The sequence below is a fragment of the Yoonia sp. SS1-5 genome, from assembly GCF_038443705.2.
Taxonomy (GTDB): Bacteria; Pseudomonadota; Alphaproteobacteria; order Rhodobacterales; family Rhodobacteraceae; genus Yoonia; species Yoonia rhodophyticola.
On record NZ_CP151764.2, the window covers coordinates 242160 to 264986 of the forward strand.

At 56.4% G+C, this 22827-nt stretch carries 21 protein-coding genes and 1 pseudogene; 19 read left to right on the forward strand and 3 right to left on the reverse strand.

The window, feature by feature from the left end:
• The first annotated feature begins 1 nt into the window (after nucleotide 1).
• From AABB31_RS01190 to AABB31_RS01200, 3 genes are all read left to right on the forward strand, one after another.
• Complete coding sequence (locus AABB31_RS01190; protein ID WP_342074980.1) at nucleotides 2–2071, forward strand: FAD-dependent oxidoreductase; 2070 nt, start codon at nucleotides 2–4, stop codon at nucleotides 2069–2071.
• A 75-nt stretch (nucleotides 2072–2146) separates the two neighbouring features.
• Entirely contained in the window at nucleotides 2147–2800 is a 654-nt protein-coding gene (locus tag AABB31_RS01195) for a 3-oxoacid CoA-transferase subunit A (protein WP_342075171.1), read from the forward strand.
• Nucleotides 2800–3453 (forward strand): 3-oxoacid CoA-transferase subunit B, encoded by a 654-nt coding sequence (locus AABB31_RS01200; protein WP_342075170.1) that lies wholly within the window; start codon nucleotides 2800–2802, stop codon nucleotides 3451–3453. The genes AABB31_RS01195 and AABB31_RS01200 overlap by 1 nt, the downstream gene beginning before the upstream one ends.
• A gap of 423 nt (nucleotides 3454–3876) precedes the next feature.
• On the opposite strand, the gene AABB31_RS01205 is transcribed toward AABB31_RS01200, so the two are convergent.
• On the reverse strand, nucleotides 3877–4821 hold the full coding sequence (locus AABB31_RS01205) for a helix-turn-helix domain-containing protein (RefSeq protein WP_342074979.1): 945 nt from the start codon (nucleotides 4819–4821) through the stop codon (nucleotides 3877–3879).
• A 125-nt stretch (nucleotides 4822–4946) separates the two neighbouring features.
• Here AABB31_RS01205 and AABB31_RS01210 point away from each other — a divergent pair, with 125 nt between their 5' ends.
• From AABB31_RS01210 to AABB31_RS01245, 8 genes are read left to right on the forward strand one after another with little or no spacing between them, the layout of a single operon-like run.
• A complete protein-coding gene (locus tag AABB31_RS01210; protein ID WP_342074978.1) occupies nucleotides 4947–5957 on the forward strand; it encodes a carbon-nitrogen hydrolase family protein in 1011 nt (336 codons plus the stop codon).
• 54 nt (nucleotides 5958–6011) lie between these two features.
• Nucleotides 6012–6701, forward strand: coding sequence for a pyridoxamine 5'-phosphate oxidase family protein (locus AABB31_RS01215; RefSeq protein ID WP_373634723.1), 690 nt, complete (start codon nucleotides 6012–6014; stop codon nucleotides 6699–6701).
• 29 nt (nucleotides 6702–6730) lie between these two features.
• Nucleotides 6731–7636, forward strand: coding sequence for an ABC transporter substrate-binding protein (locus AABB31_RS01220; RefSeq protein ID WP_342074976.1), 906 nt, complete (start codon nucleotides 6731–6733; stop codon nucleotides 7634–7636).
• Nucleotides 7637–7667: 31 nt separating this feature from the next.
• A complete protein-coding gene (locus AABB31_RS01225; protein ID WP_342074975.1) occupies nucleotides 7668–8009 on the forward strand; it encodes a hypothetical protein in 342 nt (113 codons plus the stop codon).
• A gap of 60 nt (nucleotides 8010–8069) precedes the next feature.
• Nucleotides 8070–8939: a branched-chain amino acid ABC transporter permease gene (locus tag AABB31_RS01230; RefSeq protein ID WP_342074974.1), complete on the forward strand. Its 870-nt coding sequence runs from the start codon at nucleotides 8070–8072 to the stop codon at nucleotides 8937–8939.
• Nucleotide 8940: 1 nt separating this feature from the next.
• Nucleotides 8941–9894: a branched-chain amino acid ABC transporter permease gene (locus tag AABB31_RS01235; protein WP_342074973.1), complete on the forward strand. Its 954-nt coding sequence runs from the start codon at nucleotides 8941–8943 to the stop codon at nucleotides 9892–9894.
• Nucleotides 9891–10595 carry an ATP-binding cassette domain-containing protein gene (locus AABB31_RS01240; protein ID WP_342074972.1) on the forward strand — a complete coding sequence of 235 codons (705 nt, stop codon included), beginning with the start codon at nucleotides 9891–9893 and terminating at the stop codon, nucleotides 10593–10595. Before AABB31_RS01235 ends, AABB31_RS01240 begins: the two co-directional genes overlap by 4 nt.
• Nucleotides 10596–10608: 13 nt before the next feature.
• A complete protein-coding gene (locus tag AABB31_RS01245; RefSeq protein ID WP_342074971.1) occupies nucleotides 10609–11313 on the forward strand; it encodes an ABC transporter ATP-binding protein in 705 nt (234 codons plus the stop codon).
• On the opposite strand, the gene AABB31_RS01250 is transcribed toward AABB31_RS01245, so the two are convergent.
• Nucleotides 11310–11678 (reverse strand): MarR family winged helix-turn-helix transcriptional regulator, encoded by a 369-nt coding sequence (locus tag AABB31_RS01250; RefSeq protein WP_373634724.1) that lies wholly within the window; start codon nucleotides 11676–11678, stop codon nucleotides 11310–11312. The genes AABB31_RS01245 and AABB31_RS01250 overlap by 4 nt on opposite strands.
• A gap of 139 nt (nucleotides 11679–11817) precedes the next feature.
• On the opposite strand from AABB31_RS01250, the gene hmgA reads away from it, so the two are divergent.
• The 7 genes and pseudogenes from hmgA to AABB31_RS01285 all read left to right on the forward strand — a co-directional run bounded on the left by hmgA (nucleotide 11818) and on the right by AABB31_RS01285 (nucleotide 18753).
• The gene (gene hmgA, locus AABB31_RS01255; RefSeq protein ID WP_342074969.1) at nucleotides 11818–13179 is read left to right on the forward strand and encodes a homogentisate 1,2-dioxygenase; all 1362 of its coding nucleotides are present in this window, start codon (nucleotides 11818–11820) and stop codon (nucleotides 13177–13179) included.
• On the forward strand, nucleotides 13176–13814 hold the full coding sequence (maiA, locus tag AABB31_RS01260; protein ID WP_342074968.1) for a maleylacetoacetate isomerase: 639 nt from the start codon (nucleotides 13176–13178) through the stop codon (nucleotides 13812–13814). The genes hmgA and maiA overlap by 4 nt, the downstream gene beginning before the upstream one ends.
• Nucleotides 13811–15064: pseudogene (fahA, locus tag AABB31_RS01265) on the forward strand (fumarylacetoacetase). Before maiA ends, fahA begins: the two are co-directional and overlap by 4 nt.
• Nucleotides 15065–15127: 63 nt before the next feature.
• Nucleotides 15128–16078: an MBL fold metallo-hydrolase gene (locus AABB31_RS01270; RefSeq protein WP_373634725.1), complete on the forward strand. Its 951-nt coding sequence runs from the start codon at nucleotides 15128–15130 to the stop codon at nucleotides 16076–16078.
• A 26-nt stretch (nucleotides 16079–16104) separates the two neighbouring features.
• Nucleotides 16105–17730: an FAD-dependent oxidoreductase gene (locus AABB31_RS01275; RefSeq protein ID WP_373634726.1), complete on the forward strand. Its 1626-nt coding sequence runs from the start codon at nucleotides 16105–16107 to the stop codon at nucleotides 17728–17730.
• A gap of 1 nt (nucleotide 17731) precedes the next feature.
• Nucleotides 17732–17920 (forward strand): DUF2783 domain-containing protein, encoded by a 189-nt coding sequence (locus AABB31_RS01280; protein WP_342074967.1) that lies wholly within the window; start codon nucleotides 17732–17734, stop codon nucleotides 17918–17920.
• Between the two features lie 80 nt (nucleotides 17921–18000).
• A complete protein-coding gene (locus tag AABB31_RS01285; protein ID WP_342074966.1) occupies nucleotides 18001–18753 on the forward strand; it encodes an IclR family transcriptional regulator in 753 nt (250 codons plus the stop codon).
• Here AABB31_RS01285 and AABB31_RS01290 read toward each other — a convergent pair.
• The gene (locus AABB31_RS01290) at nucleotides 18750–20390 is read right to left on the reverse strand and encodes a sulfatase-like hydrolase/transferase (protein WP_342074965.1); all 1641 of its coding nucleotides are present in this window, start codon (nucleotides 20388–20390) and stop codon (nucleotides 18750–18752) included. The genes AABB31_RS01285 and AABB31_RS01290 overlap by 4 nt on opposite strands.
• Before the next feature lie 129 nt (nucleotides 20391–20519).
• On the opposite strand from AABB31_RS01290, the gene AABB31_RS01295 reads away from it, so the two are divergent.
• Nucleotides 20520–22553 carry an FAD-dependent oxidoreductase gene (locus AABB31_RS01295; RefSeq protein WP_342074964.1) on the forward strand — a complete coding sequence of 678 codons (2034 nt, stop codon included), beginning with the start codon at nucleotides 20520–20522 and terminating at the stop codon, nucleotides 22551–22553.
• Nucleotides 22554–22827: the final 274 nt, after the last annotated feature.

The window sequence follows — 22827 nt, forward strand, 5'->3', positions numbered from 1 at the left end:
TATGGCTGACGGATCACCAAAACGCGACGCAAGGTACGATATTCTTTTCGAGGAAGTTCAGATCGGCCCGATTACAGCGCCGAACCGTTTCTTCTCGGTGCCACATGCGACGGGGCACAATCCATTGATGCCCAACGGGTCCATCGGGATGCGCGAGATGAAAGCCGAGGGCGGCTGGGGCGTTGTGTCGATGCAGTTGGCAGAGATCGATCCAACCTCTGACATCTCCAACCTGCCAATTGAGAAGTTCTGGGACGACACAGATGTAAAGTCCCACGCGCTTCTGGTCGAGCGGATCAAAAAGCATGGTGCGTTGACGGCGATTGAATTGGCCCACACCGGCATCCGCGCGCGCAACATGGACACCGGCACGCCCGTGCTTGGCCCATCGTCGATGCGGATTTTGAAACCGCAGAACCCGATCCAGTCCAAGGCGATGGACAAGCAGGACATCAAGGCGTTCCGCGACAGCCACAAACGTGCGGTGCATCGCGCCAAGCAGGCGGGCTATGATATGGTCTATGTTTACGCGGCCCATGATGCGTCACTGGTGTGGCACTTCCTCAATCCGATGTACAACCAGCGCACCGATGAATACGGCGGGTCATTTGAAAATCGTCTGCGCCTGTTCCGCGAGGTATTGGAAGACACGGTCGAAGCCGCAGCAGGCGATGTGGCCGTAGCGGTGCGTATTCCTGCCCACGACTTCAAATCCGGCAGCCCGCTGACCTACGACAACGAGGCGCGCGCGGTGATCGAAAGCCTCGCCGAGGTGCCCGATTTGTGGGATGTCAACGTCGCAGGCTGGCCGCGCGACAGTGGCACGTCTCGGTTTGACGACGAAGGCCATCAGGAGAAATATACTTCTTATGTCAAGCAAGTAACCACAAAACCGGTTGTCGGGGTAGGGCGCTATACCTCCGCCGATGCGATGGTAGGCCTCATCAAGAAGGGCGTCTTTGACCTGATTGGCGCGTCGCGACCATCGATTGCGGACCCCTTCCTGCCCAACAAGATCAAAGAAGGCCGCATCGACGACATTCGTGAATGTATCGGCTGCAATGTTTGTGTGTCCTCGGATGCCTATTCTGTTCCCTTGATGTGCACACAAAACCCCACGATCAGTCAGGAATGGCGTCGTGGGTGGCACCCCGAGAACATCCCGGCAGCGCCGAAGAAAGAAAACACGCTCATCATCGGCTCCGGTCCTGCAGGTCTTGAATGCGCATTGACACTGGCCAAGGCTGGCCATGACGTGACGGTTGCTGAGAAGGCCTCCGAATTTGGTGGCCGTGTGATCAAGGAAAGCGCGTTGAAAGGTTTGAGTGCCTGGGGGCGGGTCAAGGATTATCGCCTGTACCAACTGCAACAGATGGGCAATGTGTCGCTTTATGCCGAAAGTGAGATCGGTGCCGCGGATGTGGCCGACTTCGAGGCGGACAACATCGTCGTCGCGACAGGGTCCAAATGGCGCAACGATGGCGCTGGTGCCACGACCTTCAGTGCGATCGAAGGTTTTGCTGAACATGCGCTGACGCCGGACGACATCATGAACGGCGGCGAGATTTCCGGGCCTATCGTGATCTATGACGACGATCACTACTATATGGGCAACATCCTGGCAGGGCATTTGGCGGCCAAGGGGCATGAGGTGCATCTGGTATGTCCGCTACCCTCGATTGCCGAATGGATGGGCTACACCCTGGAAAGCCCCCGTGTGCTGGATGAGATGGTTGAACTTGGCGTGCATATGCACCCCAACACGACTGTTCATGGCTGGAACGATGGCGCACTTGAGGTGTCCCGTTCGGACAGCGGACGGGTATTGCCGCCGATCAAAGGCGCACATCTGGTCGCTGTCGGGGCGCGGCTGCCGGATGATGCGTTGCTGTCAGAACTGCGCGCGCAAAGCGCGTTTGAGGGCAAAGTCACCGGCATCGGTGACTGCCTTGCGCCGGGCATCATTCAGGCCGCAGTCTTTTCCGGTCATGCTGAGGCGCGTCGGCTGATCGGTGACGTGCCCAAGAGCGGCATATACAAGCGCGAAACACCGGTCTTGTTTGATCGATGACGCGCTCAATTGGCGGCGAGGTTCTCTCCCTACCTTGCCGCCTTTGAATCTGACGCCGAGGTGCATATGCCCGCAATGAAAAGATCCATAACGCCAGCCAAAGCAGTCGAATTCATCCCTGACGGGGCCACCATTATGGTGGGCGGTTTCATGGGTGTGGGATCACCCAACCGACTGATCAAAGCACTCGTTGCGGCAGGAAAACGAAATCTGACGCTTGTGGCAAATGACACTGCCATGCCGGGAAAGGGCATCGGCAAATTGGTCTCAGCGGGATGTTTGGAACGCGTAATTGCGTCCCATATCGGACTGAACCCTGAAACACAGGCGCAAATGAATGCAGGCGATCTCGCGGTCGATCTCGTCCCGCAAGGCACGCTTGTGGAGTGCATCCGCGCCGCGGGGGTTGGTCTTGGTGCGGTCATCACTCCAACGGGCATCGGAACTCCGGTGGCTGAGGGAAAGGAAGTTCTTGAGGTCGATGGTGTGCCTTTTCTTGTCGAAAAGCCCATCAGAGCTGAGTTCGCGCTGATTGCAGCGCGTCAATCTGACTATGCTGGAAACCTCGAATACGCGCTGACAGCACAGAATTTCAACCCAATCATGGCAATGGCAGGTGACATTGTCATCGCTGAGCCAGAGCATATTGTCCCGGTTGGGATGATCTCGCCTGACGCGGTGCGCACGCCAGCAACCCTAGTCGATCACCTGGTTGAAAGGGCTCTATGATGGACCCAAAGGAACGCATTGCTCGCCGTGTCGCGCAAGAAATTGCGCCAGCAACTCTCGTCAATCTCGGAATCGGTTTGCCGAGCCTGGTCGCAATTTTTGTTCCGCCGGAGATGGGGGTCTTCTTTCAATCAGAGAATGGAGTGATAGGGCTCGGCGCGCGTCCACCGGAAGGCATGGAAGATCCGGACCTGACAGATGCAGGCGGCGGGTTCGTGACTGCGGTACCCGGTGCCGCTGCTATCGACAGCGCCATGAGCTTTGGGTTGATCCGAGGCGGACACATCGACATGACCGTGCTTGGTGGATTGGAAGTTGATGCAAAGGGGCTTCTTGCGAATTGGATGATACCGGGAAAACTGACACCCGGAATGGGCGGTGCCATGGACCTTGCCACGGGTGCGAAAAAGGTCGTTGTCGCCATGCAGCACGTCAACCGAGGCCAATCGAAAATTGTTCAGACATGTGAACTTCCCCTCACATCGACGCGTCCTGTCGATCTGATCGTCACCGATTTGGCCGTTTTTCAAGTTTCACCGCAAGGACTGGTTTTGGTCGAGCATTCAATGGAGATTGGCGTGGGAGGGGTTCGCGAGGCAACTGAAGCAGACTTTCTGGTATCACAAGATCTGAAAGTGATGTCATTGAGTTAGCGATAAGTTTCTTTTTTTTTGCTCGTCCGTACAGGCCAACTGAGATAGTTTTCTTCGGTCTCTACAAATTGTAAAAGCTGGTGTTTGGGAAACCAGGGGCTATTCAGTCTTCGGTTTCTTCAACTGGTGTGCACCTATTCGACTGTACCACTTCTTCAAGCAGAAAGACGTTTTTTCAGTCACCCCGAACAATCTGATTGCTATCAGTGCGGGGTCCCGTTCCCAATCAGAATTTTGACTCACCGTGACCTCGTGGCATTCTCTTCGAGCCTTGATCGCTGATTGATTATCACTGCCCCCCGTCCTCCAAAATAGTATTAGGGACCAGTTCAGTAGCAAAAGATCAGTAGAGCCTGGCATCTGCCTGGCTGTTCTGGGTCTGCTATCATTTAGAAACGGATATGTTTCAGCGGTGTTGCCGAACTATGCGCGGTAGCTTCTGGGGCTCTGCCCAAAACGCGTCCGGAAAATAGTTGAAAAATTCTGCAAGTTCGAAAACCCATGCCGAAACGCAATTTCGCTGATGGAAAGCCGCTGGAACCGTGCATCGCGCAGATCGCTGGCCACGGCGTCAAGTCGCGTCTTGCGAATAAACGCGCTGATTGAGGTGTCTTCTTTTGAAAAGATGTCATTGAGCCTACGCACGGACATTCCGATTTGAGCAGCGACCATATTGCGGTCAAGGCCCGGCTCACCAAGGTGCGCCCTGATATATGATTTGGCGCGCAGCATGACGTGTTGTTCGGGCGATGACAGCTCAATCTTATCGGCCCCATGTGACGCCAGCCCCGTCGCAATCAGATCAATCAGCGTGTCCTGCAGCAAAGACTGAACCATGGGATTGGCCGTATTCACATGTTCAGCAAACGCCAGAATGTTTTCGCGGACTAGTTTCCCGATGCCCGATTGGCCGTCAATCTTGCGCGCCGTTAGCATCTCGGCATTGGGCAAACGCTCAATCAGTTTTGCCGATGGAAGCTGCACCACAGTTTTGGAAAAATCATCGCTCAGCTTCAGCGTGTAGGGGTCTGTACTGCTATACAGCGCCATATCGCCTGGGTTCAAAACGGCGGTTTTGCCAAACTGCGTCACCTGCGATGATTCGGCGGTTTGCAGGCTCAACAGGAAATAGGAGTCCGTGGTCGCGCGGATATCGCGCTTGCGCCGCTCAACCGTATGCGACAAGCCCGAAACCTTTGATATCGACACCACCGAGTGTCGCGCGATATCAATCAATCCCCGGAAATTGCTTCGATTTTCGGTGTCACATCCAAGCTGCACATAGCTGTCACATACGGATTCTCGCCAATACGCAAAGCGATCCTGCGGTGCGACGTCGTCCGTATTGTAGCGTGTTTGGATATCCATGAACACTATTCCCAAAGTTAACTAACTATGCCGGTACTTCCCAAAAACACAAGTTTTTCCGCCGAAACCCAAAAGCGGTCCCATTCGTAACTATGTCAACCTGTCTTCAGTTACCGGAGGAAATCATGACACAATCAAAAGTCGCAGCTGTTCAGGCTGCCCCTTGCTTCTTGGATTTGGACGCTGGCGTTCAAAAGGCCGTTGGACTGATCGAAGAGGCCGCAAAGAACGGCGCGAACCTTGTTGCGTTCAGCGAAACATGGCTGCCTGGCTATCCAAACCACATTTGGCTTGGCCCTGTTGCGTGGCAGATGCAATTTGTCGGACGTTATTTTGACAATTCCATTGTGGCCGGCTCGACGCATGAACAAAAACTCGCCAAAGCCTGTCGCGACAACAAAATTCAGTTGTCCATTGGCGTGTCCGAACGCGACGGCGGTTCACTTTACATTGCGCAATGGCACTTTGACGAAACGGGCGAGGTCATAAACCGCCGCCGCAAGCTGAAGCCAACCCATGTGGAACGTACGGTTTACGGCGAAGGCGACGGGTCTGACCTGAACGTCGTCGATACATCCATCGGCCGTGTCGGTCAGCTGGCCTGCTGGGAGCACCTACAGCCGCTTTCCAAATACGCCATGTACGCCCAGAACGAACAGATCCACGTGGCCGCCTGGCCGAACCTGCACCTCTACAAAGACATGGCCTACGCACTTGGGCCGGAAGTCAATAACGGTGCCTCAATGCTGTACGCAGTCGAAGGGTCCTGCTTCGTGGTTGCTCCATGTGCGCTGGTCAGCAAGGAAATTCAGGACCAGCTGTGCGACGGGAATAAAGAGATGGAGGCCATGTGTCCCATCGGTGGTGGTCATACCCGCATCTTCGGCCCTGACGGGTCCGAATTGGCCGAACATATCCCGCATGACCAGGAGGGCATCATGTATGCCGACATTGATCTGCATATGATTGGTTACGCCAAGGCTGCAGCCGACCCAGCGGGCCATTACGCCAAACGCGACAGCACGCGTTTGCTGATCAACCGCAAGAAGCAGTCTGCGGTGGTGAATTTCGACGACGCATCTGGATGGGAAGAGGTGACTGAAATGTCCTCCGCCCCGGCTGAAGCCGCAGAATAAAGCCCCGTGGCCCCGCGTGACAGCGGGGCCGCACATGTTTTCAGGGAGGTCAACATGTCAGACCCAACACCAGCCATTCCGACCCATGACGATTTCTACACCGACGCGCAGCGCAAGCTGCAGGATGAGAATGGCACAACCAAGCTGTCCCATGCCGTGGTGCAAGCCATCGTGCGCGACGAGCTGGAAGACTACCACATCGACTATATTGAAAGCCGCGACTACTTTTTCCTGTCTACGGTGACCGCAGATGGCGAGCCGACGGTGTCTTACAAGGGTGGGCCTGTGGGCTTTGTCAAACACCTGGGCGACGGCAAACTGGTCTTCCCCAATTACGACGGCAACGGGATGTGGCTTTCGATGGGCAATATTGATGCGGCCAGCAAGGTCGGCATGCTGTTCATGGATTTTGAAACCCCGTGGCGCATTCGCGTACAGGGTGATGCGAAACTGTCTAAAGACCCCGAGCTGATGGCCCATTTCCCTGGCTGCAACATGGTCGCTACGGTCGATGTGACCCGCGTGTTCCAGAATTGCGCCCGGATGATCCACAAGCACAAACGGGTCGAAGATCATTCGATCTATGTGCCCGATACCGAAGGCAAACAGCCCTTCCCGGCTTGGAAACGCATCGCCCCCTTGCAGGATTTTCTGCCCGAAAAAGATCGTGGCAAAGCCGCTGAACACGGCGGGCTGATCATCGAAGAAGAATACATGGGCAAAGTCATGGACGGCACGTCCTAAGCCCCAACATATCCAACAGGAGACGACCAATGAAACTGCAATTCACCCTGACCACAGGGGCGGCGGCGCTTTGCCTTGCCCTGACTGGCACGACCGCTGCTGCCGATGGCCAGGCCCCAACGTGCGGTCTGAACACAGGCGAGGCCGCAAGTGGCGATCCGATCAAAGTCGGCGGCATCAACGGCAACGCCCCTCCCGGTGACTTTTCCGGCGGCACGGATGCGGCAGCGGCCTATTTTGACTGCGTGAACGCCAACGGCGGCATCAATGGGCGTCCCATCGAATACATCGTTGAGAACGACCAGTGGAACCCGGAGCTGGCCGGGCAGGTCGCGACCAAGCTGGTCAAGGATGAGGGCGTCGTGGCGCTTGTCGGGAACGGCTCGGTTGTGTCCATGGCCGTGAACGCCGGCCTCTATAAGGACGAGGACGTGATGGTCATGGCCTCGGGCTGTGCGATCTCGGAATGTTACGAGTCCACGAATATCGTCTCGACCAACCAGGGCCCATTGCCCTCGGGCATAGGCGCGCTGACCTACGCGGTTGAAGAGCTGGGCACGACAAGTGCGGCCTGTATCGGGTTCAACATCCCCAACAATGGCGGCTGGGCCTGCGACTGGATGGAAGACTACATGTCCAGCCAAGGGCTCACCGGCACGTCGATCCTGATGGATCCCACAGCGGTCGACCTGAATTCGGTCTATCTGCAAGCGATTGCCGAAGGGGTCGACACGATCCTACTGATGCTGCCCGCTGGCCCCGCGATTGGGCTGCTGAAAGTTGCCGAAGAACAGGGCGGTCGCGATCTGTTCAAATGGGTCTCGCCAACCCCGCTCTATGAGCCGGGGGTGGCCGAGGTGCTGGGCGACTATTGGAACGACAATCTGCATATCCATACTGCATATCCATATCGAGCTGGCCCCCTTCGACAGTGACGGCCCTGACAACCAGAACTGGATCAAGGTGATGGATGCTTACGGTCAAGACGGCGACCGTCGCGATACGTTCAGCCAGTCCGGCTACATCTCGGCTAAGTTCTTTGTCGAGGCACTGCTGGAGCTTGACGCAAGCAGCATCGACCGCGCTTCCGTAAGTGCCGCAATCCGTGGGATTACAAACGCTGAATTCGATCTGCTTTGCGCGCCATACTATGTGGGCGATGCCGACCGGCATATGCCAAACCACGCAGGACGCATGGTGTCCTACACCGGTGGTGCCTTTGAAGTGGTCCGCGATTGCTACGACATTGAGAGCAGCTACCTCGATCCGATCCGCGCGCAAGAAGCCGCACTCGGTATCACGCAGTAACCTCCCTGGCCGGTGGCCAGGCCAGTCCTGCCTGCCGGTTTTTTCCAAAGGATTGAAGCAATGGTTTACGGGCTCTTTCTTGTTTCAGGTCTGGCCGTCGGGTCACTTTACGCCCTTGGCGGCATTGGGCTGGTGATCCTGCGCAACTCGACCGGCGTGTTGAATTTCGCCTACGGGGCCATAGCGGCCTTCAGCGCGATGTTTGCGTGGCAGATCGCGGATTGGGGGCTGCCCGGTGTGATCTCTTGGATCGCTGCGGTTGCCACGGGCATCGCCCTTTCTGTCGCCTATGGTCGTTTGATCGCCCCGTCACTGGCGTGGCGCGAGCCTGCGGTCAAAGCCATCGCGACCCTTGGTTATATGTTGATCCTGCTAGGCCTGATCGGCTTCATCTGGGAAGACGCGCTGCGAAAGATTGAGCTGCCCAGCGACAAGGCCGCCATCAGCATTCTGGGCGTGCGGGTCACGATGACCCGGATCATCGCCTTCACCGTTAGCATCGCTGCGGTCATCATTATGGTGCAATACCTGCGCCGGTCCCACACTGGCCTGAACATGCGCGCGCTGGCCGACAATCGTGACCACGCGGCATTGCTTGGCATTCCGATTGTCAAAACCGAAACGCTGGCTTGGGGCATTTCAGGCGCTTTGGCTGGGTTCACAGGACTGATCTTTGGCAGCCTTGTGCGGCTCGAGCCGACGGTCATCACCTTCATGGTCATCCCGGCCACGGCTGCGGCCATCTGCGGACGGTTGAATTCACTGCCAATGACGCTGGCGGGTGGACTGTTCATCGGTGTCGCAGAATCCATGCTCACGCTGTACAAACCCGCCGCCCCGCTGCGCACGATGGCCCCCTTCGTCATTGCAGCGCTTGTGATCCTGTGGATGCAGCGCGGCCAGAAACTCACCTTTGCGAAGGAGGCCTGAGATGTCCAAATCCCTCATCCCCCCACTGATCTTTCTCGCGCTCTGCCTGTTCGGGCTGCCGCTGGTGCTGTCAGCGCTTTGGGTCAAGGTGGTGACGTCCGCTGCGATCTTTGCCCTGGCAGCTGCCGGTATCTCGGTCCTGTTCGCGCAGCTTGGCTTGATCAACCTGGCGCAGATCGCCCTTGTCGGCGTCGGCGGCTGGATCGCGCTGCGGCTGAACTACGGCACCGCGCTGCCGGTCATATTGATCGTCGCAATCGCGGGCGTCGCAACAGCCATCATCGGTGCCATCCTCGCGCTGCCTGCCTTGCGCATGCGCGGCCTCTACCTGGCGCTGGTCACGTTGATGGCGGCAGGCGCGTTTCAGATCCTGTTCAACGCATTCCAATTCCCCAATGGCGGGGAGGGGTTCTGGGGCGTCGCCCGGCAATCAGCGGCTGACATCCGGTCGCCCCTCATGGTGCAATCAGACGCTGGCTACCTGCGCTATACCATAGTGATAGTGGGCCTTTGCTTCGGCCTCGTCGCGCTGCACCGCGTCACGGCACCGGGCCGCGCCTGGGCGATGATCCGGCAGTCGGAAGCCAATGCCATGGCCGCAGGCGTCAACGTGACCTTCTACAAAATCTGGGCCTTCGCCCTGTCCGGGCTGCTGGCCGGAGTCGCGGGTGCATTGCTCAGCAACGCTCTGGGGCAGTTGGACGCGCGCTCGTTCCTGGCCTCCGAAGGGATCCTGCTCTTCGCCTTGGCGGTGGTAGGCGGGGCCTATTCTTGGGTCGGTGCGGTGATTGCCGGCATTCTTTACAAGCTGTTGCCTGCTCTTCTGAACGACTTCGGCGTCAGCGCGGACATTGCCCTGATCATCTTTGGTGCCGCCCTTCTGCACGCCATCATGACGGCACCGCGTGGGATTGCCGGGCAGCTGATGGGCACTCTGCAAAGGAAACCGACATGATCAATATCGAGAACTTGACCGTGAAATACGGTGGCGTGGTCGCGTTGGATCACCTGACACTAAGCGTTGCAGATGATGTGGTGGGGCTGATTGGACCATGCGGCGCGGGCAAGACGACCATGACCAACGCCTTCTCGGGCTTTGCGTCAATTGCAGAGGGAAACATCGTCATTGACGGGATGAACCTGCTGGCCTTGCCGCCGCATAAGCGGGCCTGTTGGGGGCTCGCGCGGTCGTTTCAGAAGGTACAGATCGCTGACGACCTGACGGTCGCCGATCATCTCAAGGCGGTCTGCGATGCCAAGGGGGTCAAAAGCAAGGACCGCGCGGCGCAGATCAACCACGCGCTTGATTTCGTGGGGATCGCCGATTGCGCCGATACCATCGGGGAGAAATTGAACCCCTACCAGAAACGCATGACCGAGATCGCGAAATGCCTGGTTGGCCAGCCCAAGATCGTACTGCTCGATGAGCCGGGCGGAGGGTTGTCTGAAACCGAGATGCTGGACCTGCGGCGGATCATTACGCAAGTGAAGGCGCGCTTCGGGGCACATATCATCATGGTTGACCATGATGTTGACCTGATCCGCGACGTCTGCACATCCACCGCCGTGCTTGATTTCGGCAAGCTCATCGCCTTCGGGCCAACACGCGACGTGCTTCAGGATGAGGCCGTGAAAACCGCCTATCTGGGCCGGTGAAAGGGTGAAAGACATGCTTAAGGTCAGCAACATCACAATAAAATCCAGCGCCCGGACCGTGATCAGCGACGTGTCACTGGAACTTGCCAAAGGCGAAATCGTCGCCTTGCTTGGCCCTAACGGTGCCGGCAAGTCCGAGCTGGTGCTGGGCATCGCAGGCGTCATGCCGCTGGCCTCGGGTGCTGTTGCGGTTAATGACACATTCATCAACGGAGCAGGGGTGCAAGCAATCCGCGCCGCGGGCGTCGCCGCCGTGCCCGAAGGCCATCAGGTCCTGGCCGGCCTCAGCGTCATCGACAATCTGCGCGCGGCGGGGCCAACCCTGACCCCGCCAGACCGGCAGGCAGAGGTCGAAAACGCCTTCGAGATTTTCCCCGAACTGCGCGCAATCAAGGGGCAGGCGGCGGGCTCTCTGTCTGGCGGGCAACAGCAGATGGTCGCCATCGGGCAAGCCTTGGTCTCGCGCCCGCAATTCCTGCTGATCGACGAGATGTCGCTTGGGCTGGCACCTGTGATCATCGACCGGCTCATCGGCGTGGTCCGCGACCTACGGGCGAGGGGGATCGGCATCCTCCTCATTGAACAATTCACCCAGCTGGCCTTGGACATTGCCGACCGCTGCTATGTGCTGTCGCAAGGTCAGATCAGGTTCGAGGGCAGCCCTGCACAGCTGAAAAGCGACCGCCAAATTCTGGAACGCGCCTATCTGGGTGCCTAAAGCCCTGCGATTTTGGTTAGGAACTTGCGCAGCTCAGCCTGCTCACTTTGTGTGAATTCCGACATCATTTCTGCATCGAACCGTGCGGCCTCATGGTAGAGGTCTTGAAAAACCCGCTTGCCTGAGGCGGTCAGGCCCAAAACCTCATGACGGCGATCATCGGGGGATTGGGCGCGTTTAAGATGCTTTTTGGTTTCCAACGCACGCACCGCGCGGCTGACCTTGGTTTTATGTATGCGGGCGCGGTCGCAGATTTCCTTGGCCGTCATCTCGCCGTAGCGGCCCAGATGAAACACCACCCGCCATTCAGTGCGCAACATGCCGTATTTTGATTTGTAATAGGCCTCGAACCGGCGACTGGTCATGTCTGCCGCCTGATTCAAAAGGTAGGGTATGAAATCGACCAAGTCGAATGACGTTTTATCTTCCATAAAGTGAAATTAGCCCTTGTTAGTTACAAAAGCAACTACTATTGATGATGTTAGTTACGAAAATGACTATCTGATGAACAAAGATATTTCACCGTCCCAATTGAAGTCTGCGGCAACCCCTGTCGGCACCGTCGCCGGCTATATGCCTGGCTTTGGTAATGACTTCGAAACCGAGGCGCTGCCCGGTGCGCTGCCCCAAGGCATGAACTCGCCCCAGAAGGTGAACTATGGCCTTTACGGCGAACAGCTTTCCGGCACTGCCTTCACTGCCCCAATTCATCAGAACGAACGGACGTGGTGCTATCGCATCCGCCCGTCTGTAAAGCACACACATCGCTTCCAAAAAATCGATCTGCCCTATTGGAAATCAGCCCCTCATGTGGACCCGGATGTCGTCTCTTTGGGTCAATACCGCTGGGACCCTGTCCCCCATAGCACCGAAGGCCTGACATGGCTGACCGGCATGCGCACGATGACAACGGCGGGCGATGTGAACACCCAGGTGGGCATGGCCAGCCATATCTATCTGGTCACGGACAGCATGGTGGACGCCTATTTCTACTCAGCCGATTCCGAGCTGCTTGTCGTGCCACAGGAGGGCCGTTTGCGCTTTTGTACCGAGCTTGGCGTGATCGACATCGAACCCCAGGAAATCGCGATCATCCCTCGCGGGCTGGTCTACCGCGTCGAAGTGCTGGAAGGCCCGGCCCGCGGCTTTGTCTGCGAAAATTACGGCCAGAAGTTTGAGCTGCCCGGTCGCGGCCCCATCGGGGCGAACTGCATGGCAAACCCGCGCGATTTTAAAGCCCCCGTCGCAGCCTTTGAGGATCGCGATGCCCCGTCAACGGTGACTGTCAAATGGGCCAGCCAATTTCATGAAACGCAGATCGGTCATTCCCCTTTGGATGTGGTCGCGTGGCACGGCAACTACGCGCCCTGCAAATATGACCTGCGCACCTATTGCCCGGTCGGCGCGATCATGTTTGACCACCCAGACCCCTCCATCTTCACGGTGCTGACCGCGCCATCCGGCGTTGAGGGCACGGCGAACATTGACTTTGTGCTCTTCCGGGACCGCTGGATGGTGGCCGAGGATACATTCCGCCCGCCATGGTATCATAAGAATGTCATGTCCGAGCTAATGGGCAATATCTACGGCATTTACGACGCCAAGCCCAAAGGCTTCGTTCCCGGCGGCATGTCGCTGCACAACATGATGTTGCCCCACGGGCCTGACAAGAACGCCTTTGAGGGTGCGTCCAATGCCGATCTCACGGCGGAGAAGCTGGAAAACACCATGTCCTTCATGTTCGAAACCCGCTTCCCGCAGCACCTCACGACCTTCGCGGCGCATGAGGCGCCATTGCAGGACGACTACATCGACTGCTGGGCGGATATCGAAAAGAAATTCGACTGGACGCCGGGGAAGAAATGAAGCTTTATTCCTACTGGCGCTCGACCACATCCTACCGGGTGCGGGCCGCGCTGAACCTCAAAGGACTGGCCTATGAGACCGTCCCGGTCGATCTGGTCGCAGGCGATCAGCGCGACGCGGACTATGCCGCGCTGAACCCCGGATTGGGAGTGCCTACGCTGGTGCTGGATGACGGGACCGTGCTGACGCAATCGCTGGCGATCCTTGACTATCTCGATGCCATCGCGACCCCTCGGCTGCTTCCCGAAGATCCGTTGATGCGCGCCAAAGTCATGGCAGCCGCCCATGCGGTCGCGCTGGATATCCACCCCGTCAACAATCTGCGGGTCGTGCAATACCTGCGCAAGACCCATGGGGCCAGCGCCGATGACGCGCAGGGCTGGATGCAGCACTGGATGCAGTCGGGCTTCGCGGCGGTCGAGGCGATGGTGTCAAAGGACACGCCGTTTGCTTTTGGCGACACGCCCGATCTTGCCGACATCTGCATCACCTCGCAGCTGTACAATGCCCACCGATGGGGCGTCGATCTGACGGCCTTCCCGAAGCTCACCCGGATCGAGGCGGCATGCCTCGCCCTACCGGAAATCGCCGCCGCCCATCCCGATCAACAACCAGATGCGAAAGTCACCACATGAGCCTGATGAAATCATGGGTCGCAAGCGCCAACAGCGCCGAGACACCTTTTCCTTTGAACAACCTGCCATACGGCGTCTTCTCGGTCGGCGAGGATGAGCCGCGCTGCGGCGTGGCAATCGGGGACATGATCCTTGACCTTGCCGCGACCGAGGCGGCGGGATTGCTGGAGCTTTCCGAGGATTTGCTGTTCGACGTGCCCTTCTGGAACGATGTGATGTAGCAGGGCCCCGCGCTTTGGGCGGCTTTGCGGGCTCGCCTCACAGACTTGCTGAAGGCTGGCGCATCTGAAGAAGCACAGCTCACCCCGCTCCTTGTCGCGCAATCAAAGGCGCGGATGCACATGCCGTTCCTTGTTGCCGAATACACCGACTTTTACGCAGGCAAGCACCACGCGATGAATGTCGGCACCATGTTCCGTGGCCCCGAAAACGCGCTGCCGCCCAACTGGCTGCACATCCCGATTGGCTATAACGGGCGGGCCTCCTCGGTCGTGATCTCAGGCACAGACATCATCCGCCCTAACGGGCAGACCAAGGCACCTGATGCCGAGATGCCGGGCTTTGGCCCCTGCAAGCGACTGGATATCGAGCTGGAAATGGGGGCCGTCATCGGCACGTCAACGCAGCTGGGCCAGCCCATAACCGTGGCTGAGGCGGATGCGATGATTTTTGGCTATGTGCTGCTCAATGACTGGTCCGCGCGCGATATTCAGGCCTGGGAATACCAGCCGCTCGGGCCGTTTCAGGCCAAGGCCTTTGCCACATCCAACAGCCCATGGATTGTGACGACAGCGGCGCTGGACCCGTTCCGCACATCAACGCCAGAGCGCGAAAAAGACCTGTTGCCCTATTTGCAGGAGCCGTCGCCGATGCTGTTTGACATCGACCTCTCGGTCACGATGGCCCCCGCCGGAAAGACGCCAACGACCATTGCGCGGACCAACTATAACCAGATGTATTACTCAGCCGCCCAGCAGCTGACCCACCACGCCTCTTCTGGCTGTGCCATGACAGCGGGCGATTTGCTGGGGTCGGGCACGATCTCCGGCCCCGAAAAATCCGAGCGCGGCTCGCTGCTGGAACTCACCTGGGGCGGCAAGGAGCCCATGACGCTCGACACCGGCGAGACGCGCACATTCATCGAAGACGGCGACACGCTGACTTTGCACGGCGCGGCGAAAGGTGACGGCTATCAAATCGGCTTTGGCAGCTGCACCGGAACGATCCGGCCTGCAATCAAGTACCCGTAACACCCCGCTTTGTTCAGAATATTCCCGCCAGAGACCTCTGGCGGCCCAATAAGGACCTTACCCATGGCAAAAGCATTCGCATCACAAGGCGACATGACCGAAAAGAAAATTACCTTCGACGAAGTTGGGCGCGACCTCTACGCCTTTACCGCCGAGGGCGATCCGAACTCAGGCATCATCATCGGCGATGACAGCGTGATGATCGTTGAAGCTCAAGCCACCCCCCGCCTCGCTGAAAAAGTGATCGAGCGGGTGCGCAGCGTCACCGACAAGCCCATCAGTCACGTGGTATTGACCCACTATCATGCAGTGCGGGTTTTGGGTGCCTCTGCCTATGGCGCCGATCAGATCATCATGTCCGACGTCGCACGCGGCATGGTCGAAGAGCGCGGTCAGGAAGACTGGGACAGCGAATTCCAACGCTTTCCCCGCCTTTTTGAAGGCCATGAAAGCATTCCCGGCCTGACCTACCCAACCACGACGTTCAGCGACTCGATGACCGTCTATCTGGGCAAGCGCCGGGTCGATATCAAACATATCGGCCGCGCGCATACCGCAGGCGACGCTGTGATCCATGTGCCGGATGAAAATGTGATGTTCACCGGCGACATCGTCGAGGATCACTCAGCGTGTTATTGTGGCGATGGGCACTTTGCTGACTGGGGTCAGACACTGAACAACATCAAAGACTATGACGTTGATGCTATCGCCCCGGGTCGGGGTGCGGCGCTTGTTGGGAAAGATGCGGTTGAACGTGCGATTGAAAGCACGCGAGACTTCGTAACCTCGACGTACGAACCGGCCAAAAAGGTGGCAATGAAGGGTGGAACGCTGAAGGACGCATGGGACGCGGTGCGTGCGGCCTGTGATCCGAAATTCAAGGACTATGCCATCTACGAACACTGCCTGCCATTCAACGTCAGCCGGGCCTATGACGAAGCCCGAGGCATTTGGCATCCCCGCATCTGGACCGATAAGCGCGATTTGGAAATGTGGGAACAGTTGCAAGGCTGAAGCTCTAATATAGGGGAGGGAATACCATGGTCGACGTTCGCTACGACATCGCATTCAAACTGTATCCGTATGAAAAAATAGCGGCGCAGCAGGAAGCGGCGCAACGCCATCCTGTTGTTGTCATCGGCGGTGGTCCGATCGGTATGGCCGTGGCCCTTGACCTGGGACGAAAAGGGACACCGGTCCTTGTCCTAGATGACCACGAAGGTGTCGGTCAGGGAAGCCGTGCGATCTGTTTTGCCAAACGGACTTTGGAGATCTGCGACCGGCTGGGCGCAGGTGACGCGATGGTGGACAAAGGGGTTGTATGGAACGTCGGAAAGGTGTTCCACGGCGACGAGCGAATATTCGAGTTTAACCTTCAGCCCGAAGACGGTCACAAGCGACCGGCCTTCATAAATCTGCAACAACCCTATTTCGAAAAGTTCCTGGTTGACGAAATTCGCAAAGCACAATCAGAGGGCGCTCTGATCGAAATCCGAGGGCGCAACGCCGTCAGGGCACTTACTCAAAAAGAAGATTACAGCCTGTTGGACGTCGATACACCTGACGGGCCATATCAAATTGAGGCCGATTGGGTTGTTGCTTGTGATGGTGCACGTTCGCCGGTTCGCGACATGCTTGGACTGAGCTTTGATGGCCGTGTTTTCGAAGACAATTTCCTGATCGCCGACGTCAAGATGACCGCTGATTTTCCAACCGAACGGTGGTTCTGGTTCGAGCCACCTTTCAAGGACAGCGGTTCCTCCGCTCTTTTACATAAACAGCCCGATGACATCTGGCGCATTGATTTCCAACTTGGCTGGGAAATCGATCGAGAAAAAGAACTCAAGGAAGAGAACATCCGCGCACGCGTCGACGCGATGTTGGGTGAAGGGGCGGAGTACGAACTTGAGTGGACGTCAATCTATACGTTCCAATGTCGGCGCATGAAGGAATTTCGCCACGGCAACGTGATCTTTGCGGGTGACAGTGCGCATCAGGTTTCGCCGTTTGGAGCGCGAGGCGCAAACTCTGGCATTCAGGACGCAGAAAATCTTGCCTGGAAGCTGGACCTTGTGGTCAAAGAGCTTGCAACTGAAAGTTTACTCGATAGCTACTCAGAAGAGCGCGCCTATGGTGCGGATGAGAATATTTTGAACTCGACACGTGCGACAGATTTCTTGACCCCAAAGAGCGACGTCAGCAAGACGTTCCGAAATGCGGTTCTTGAGTTGGCCAGAGACTATGAGTTTGCCCGGCCTTTGGTGAACTCCGGGCGGCTGTCCGTGCCGTGCGTTTACGACGAGTTGTCGCTAAATGGCCCCGATCACTTATCTGGACCGGCAAGAACCAGGGTAGGCGCGCCTTGTGTCGACGCTCCGCTTGGTGATGGTTTCCTTCTCGGGCGGCTTGGCGGTGAGTTTACAATCCTGGCCGTGAATGAACCCGCGCCTTCGGTTTCGAATGTCGACGGCATCTCTGTTGCGTCAATCGAACTCTCAACGGACAATGATGATCCGACAGGTGCGGTCAAGGAACGGTATCTAGGGTCAGAGACTTCCGGGGTCTATTTGATCAGACCGGATCAGCATGTCGTTGCAAGATGGAAGACGGCGAGTGTGGCAGATATCGAAGCCGCATTGCGTACAGCGATCGGAAAGGGACACTAAAATGACATTGAACCTTTTACCAAATATCAACGACCCCGACGGCTTCTACGATGAGCTTCTTGAGAGCCATCAAGGCCTCACCGACAAAGAGAGTGAGGCTTTGAATGCTAGGCTCATTCTCGTCCTTGCAAACCACATTGGGGATCGAGACATCTTGCGTTCCGCCCTAGACGCCGCGAAAAGAACTTAGGTTACGTCCATAGGTTCACTATAGACAACATAGGTGATTTTGCTAGTGTGCCCTAAGAACAGAATTAGGCGGGACACTAGATGAAGACGGTCGACAAGGCGCTATCGGTTCTTGACCAGTTCTCAATGGAAAACACCGAGATCGGGTTGAGCGAACTGTCTCGAATGGCAGGTTTAGACAAAGCTGCGACCCGCAGGCTGCTTGTCGCCTTGTCCAAACATGGTTTTATCGAGCAGTCGTCAGACACGCGCAAGTATCGCCTTGGTCATGGATTTCTTCGACTTGCTCGTATTCGCGAAGCGACGGTTCCGGTAACCCGTGCCGCGCAAGAGGTTGCAAATTGGCTGGTCGAACAAACAAACGAAACCGTGCATGTGAGCATTCCAGGGGCGCAAGGGATGACCACGATCGCCCACAGGCTTCCAAACAGGGGGCACGTTGTGAACATCGTGCCCTCGCAAATTCTATACTATCATGCGACAGCATCCGGCTTGGCATACCTCTCGTTTGCGAGCGCCGAAACAGCAAACAAGATTCTGTCGATGAAGCGAGAAAAAATGACTGAAGCGACCGTCACTTCGAAACCTGAGCTTCGGAAAATGACGAGCACGTTTAGGTCTCAAGGATATTCTCAAACACGTAACACTTTCGAGTCAGATGTATCGAGCATAGCGATGCCATTCTTTCAGGATGAGCACGACCCCGCAGGGTCAATTGCGTTGGCTCTGCCAAAAAGTGATCTGACAGATGGTAGACGAGACGAACTGTTACCCTTTTTGAAAGAGGCCGTTTCTCGGTTGGAAACAGCGTTAACGGGCTTGCAGTCAAGCTAGCGTTTTGACCGGTTAGGAGCTGACCCACGGTAGCTGGCAGTCCAAGCCTCAGGCACGTCATTTTCCTCAACCAGTCCAAGCACAACGCCTGTTTGCCCGCCATCTTGGCGTTTCTTAGCTATTTCGGCATCAGATATGGTGACCCGCTGCGACATTCGAAGTGACCAATCATGCAAATAGACATACATTGCTGCTCTTGCGTCGATGTAATCAGCGTTTGTTCCGAGATCTTTCAACTCCTCAGGGTCGTTGGCCAGGTCAAACAGCATTGGCGGCAAGCCGCCTTCGCAATGGACAAGTTTCCAGTCGTGGGTGGCAACCATAAACATCCTTGCATCTTTGGCAGGCACATCAATCTCTCTACAAACTGGGTGACTTGAATAGTCATATTCACTGACAGCATAGGTCCTTGGGTTAGGATGTTCTCGCCCTTGCAGGTAAGGCATAAGCGAGCGTCCTTCGACAACGTTTAAGGGGACTTCGCATCTGGCCGCATCAATGATGGTTGCTGTTACGTCAATCGCTTCGACGAGATCATTGCAGACCGTGCCGCGTGTCATTTCGGCGCTTTCGCGAGGATCGTAAATGATCAGAGGAACCTTGACGGACGGGGCATGAAAGAGATCCTTTTCGCCTAACCAATGATCACCCAGATAATCCCCATGATCAGATGTAATGATGATCATGGTGTCTTTGTCGCGCCCTGTTTCCTTTAGGTACCGCAGCAGACGCCCCACCTGGTCATCGCATTGCTTGATCAACCCCATGTAGATCGGAATCACTTTCTCACGGACATCTTCACGGGAGAAACTCTTTCCTACGCGACCGGAGGCAAAAGCCTCATAAATGGGGTGGGGGTTCTCCAGTTCTGCCGGGTCTTTGACAACCGGAACGATATCCTTAGCGGAGTACATGTCGTGGTAGGGGGCCGGGACAATATAGGGCCAATGGGGTTTGATATAGCTTATGTGCGCGCACCAGGGTTCAGATGTAGCGTTCATGAACTTGATGGCTTCCGTTGTCAGCCACGGGGTTTCGCTGTCAGCCTCGTCAATGTTAGCCGGTAGGTCGGCGTTTTTCATAAACCAGCCGCTGGCGATTTCATTGCCGTCGAGGCCGGCGTTTGCAAAGTCAGCCCAAGGGTTTTCGCCTTCGTAGCCTTTTGACTTCAGATATTCGTTGTAAGGGCTTCGTTTAGCATCATAGGGCCCATCAGGACCGACAGCCCAAAGGCCATCGTCCCTGCACCAAACATCAAACCCACATTCGGATTGGCGGGCACCAATGACAGAATCGGGCGACAGGCCAAGGCGCTCCATTCCCTTTATGTCCGCTTTCATATGCGTTTTACCGACCAACCAACACCCGACACCACCAGCTCTAAGGTGATCGCCAAGGGTCAGTTCACCGACCCGCAGAGGATATCCATTCCATTGCGCGCCATGGCTGCTGACGTATCGACCTGTATAAGCGCTCATGCGTGCAGCACCACAGACGGGAGATTGCGTGTAGGCCTCAGTAAACCGCACGCCCTTTGCCGCGATTTCGTCAATGTTGGGGGTGTGCAATGTGGGGTGACCCGCGCAACTCAGGTAATCAAACCGAAGCTGGTCGAACATGATGTAGAGAATGTTCATAGAGAGGCCTCCTTAAGATCGGAACGCAGAATTTTCGTTTAGAGCAGATTGACAATTCTCGCTAGATTTTGCAATATAAATTCCGTTGGTGACAATAATGATCCTATTTTCAAAGGAAGTCGAAGAGCCATGAGTTACGATCTATTGTTCGAACCCGTCAAAATTGGACCCGTTACGGCACCAAACCGCTTTTTCGCCGCGCCTCACGCTACGGGTCATGGATTTTCTCTGCCTGCAGGCTCAACAGCCCTGAGGGCAATGAAAGCGGAAGGTGGCTGGGGAACAGTCGCCGTTCAGATCACTGAGGTCAGCAACAACTCTGATATGGCAAATCACCCGATCGAACGAATTTGGGACGATGTCTATCTGGACCAACACGCCAAGCAAGTTGAAGCGATCAAGGCACATGGCTCCTTGGCAGCGATCGAGTTAGCACACGGCGGGATGAGGGCGCGAAACTTTGCCACAGGCGTGCCGGTGATTGGACCATCAGACTTGCCTATTTTGCGGGCTGAACTGCCGGTGCAAGCAAAGGCTATGGACAAATCCGACATTCGAGAGTTCCGACGTGCGCACAAGAAGGCCGCACAAAACGCCAAGGATGTTGGCTATGACATTCTCTATGTCTATGCCGCACATGACATTTCGCTCCTCTCACATTTCCTGTCACGGCGCACGAATTTCCGCAGCGATGAATACGGTGGATCTTTGGAAAACCGCGCGCGTCTTTTGCGCGAAATTCTTGAAGACACACTTGAGTTGGCTGAAGGGGAGCGCGCTGTAGCTTTGCGGTTTGCCGTGCATGAGCCAGGTGCCAAACATGCAATGACCTACGATGGCGAGGGCAGGGAGGTTGTCGAAATGCTCGCAGACCTTCCCGACCTTTGGGATGTTAACATTTCCGGCTGGTCAGCTGACTCCGCGACATCTCGTTTCACTGAGCAAGGCTACCAGCTTGAGTTTACGTCTTTCGTAAAGCAGGTCACGAACAAGCCAGTAGTAGGTGTGGGACGATTTACGTCACCGGATACGATGGCATCGGTCATCAAATCCGGCAAGTTAGACTTGATAGGTGGCGCACGCCCATCAATTGCCGATCCTTTCCTGCCCAATAAAATAAAAGAGAACCGCGTTGAGGAAATTCGCGAATGTGTGGGTTGTAACATCTGTGTCAGCATGGATGCTTACGGTGTCCCACTTCGATGTACCCAGAACCCAACGATCGGAGAAGAATGGCGGCGCGGTTGGCATCCCGAAATCGTAGGACAAGCGAACAAGCAGGAAACCAGTCTGATTGTTGGTGCCGGTCCCGCTGGACTGGAATGTGCCCTGACTCTTGCAAAGGCGGGGCATCAAGTGACGCTTGCCGATGCAGCAGACGAGGTTGGCGGTCGCGCTCTTCTGGAGGGCGGACTTCCGGGCCTGCACGGGTATCGGCGCGTGATTGATTACCGGCTGTGGAACCTACAGCAAAGGGGTAATGTCGATATCTACACCGCCAGCCCACTCGAAGCTGGCGATCTTGGCGACTTTGGCGCCGACAATATCATTTTCGCGACCGGCGCATCCTGGCGTTGTGACGGTGTCGGGCGGTCAAATTTTGACGCCGTCGATTGGGCATCGGGCACGAATGTACTGACGCCCGCGGACATCATCGCCGGTAAAGTGCCGGACGGCCCTGTCGTGGTCTATGATGACGACCACTTCTATATGGCGAGTGTTCTTGCTGAACACCTGCACGCCAAAGGGTGCGACGTGACCTATGTTACACCGCTTGAAAGCGTTGCAAGTTGGACGGCATACACGCTGGAACAGCGCAGCATCATTGGCCGCTTCAAGTCGCTTGGCATTTCCATGCACGTAAATAGCACTTTCAGAGATTATCGTGCCGGGGTGGTTACAGTGGAAGACGCTTATGCTTGTGACAGCGAGAAACGGTTTGAAGCATCTGCATTGATCTTTGTCGGTGCTCGTACGCCGAACAAGGCGCTATATGAAGGCTTCGCGCAGAGCCAGCCAGATTCGAGGGCATTCTTAATAGGCGATTGTCTGGTGCCGGGGATGATTCAGGCAGCCATTCACTCCGGCCATCGAGTAGCAAAAGAGCTGATCGATGACGGCGTTGTTCCGTTCAAACTCGAAAAGCCCATTGCCGCAGAGTAATGCACTGAAAGACTATAAGTTGGTAAAGCAAGCGGGTGTTGGGCTCACAAACCAAACGCATGCATAAAGTTAAGGCATTGAATTCACTGGATTTTGAGGTTCAGTCGGAGCGAGACGAAAATCCTACGCTCTATGGCTAAGAAAAACAGGGCTTCCGTCAAGCGACACGTCGACACAAAGAAGACCGACGTAGTGAGATTTCGCAGCCTGACAGTCGCCAGAGTTAATCGGAAGACAGAATACGGCTTAAGAATCATCGGGTTCGCGCGCAACA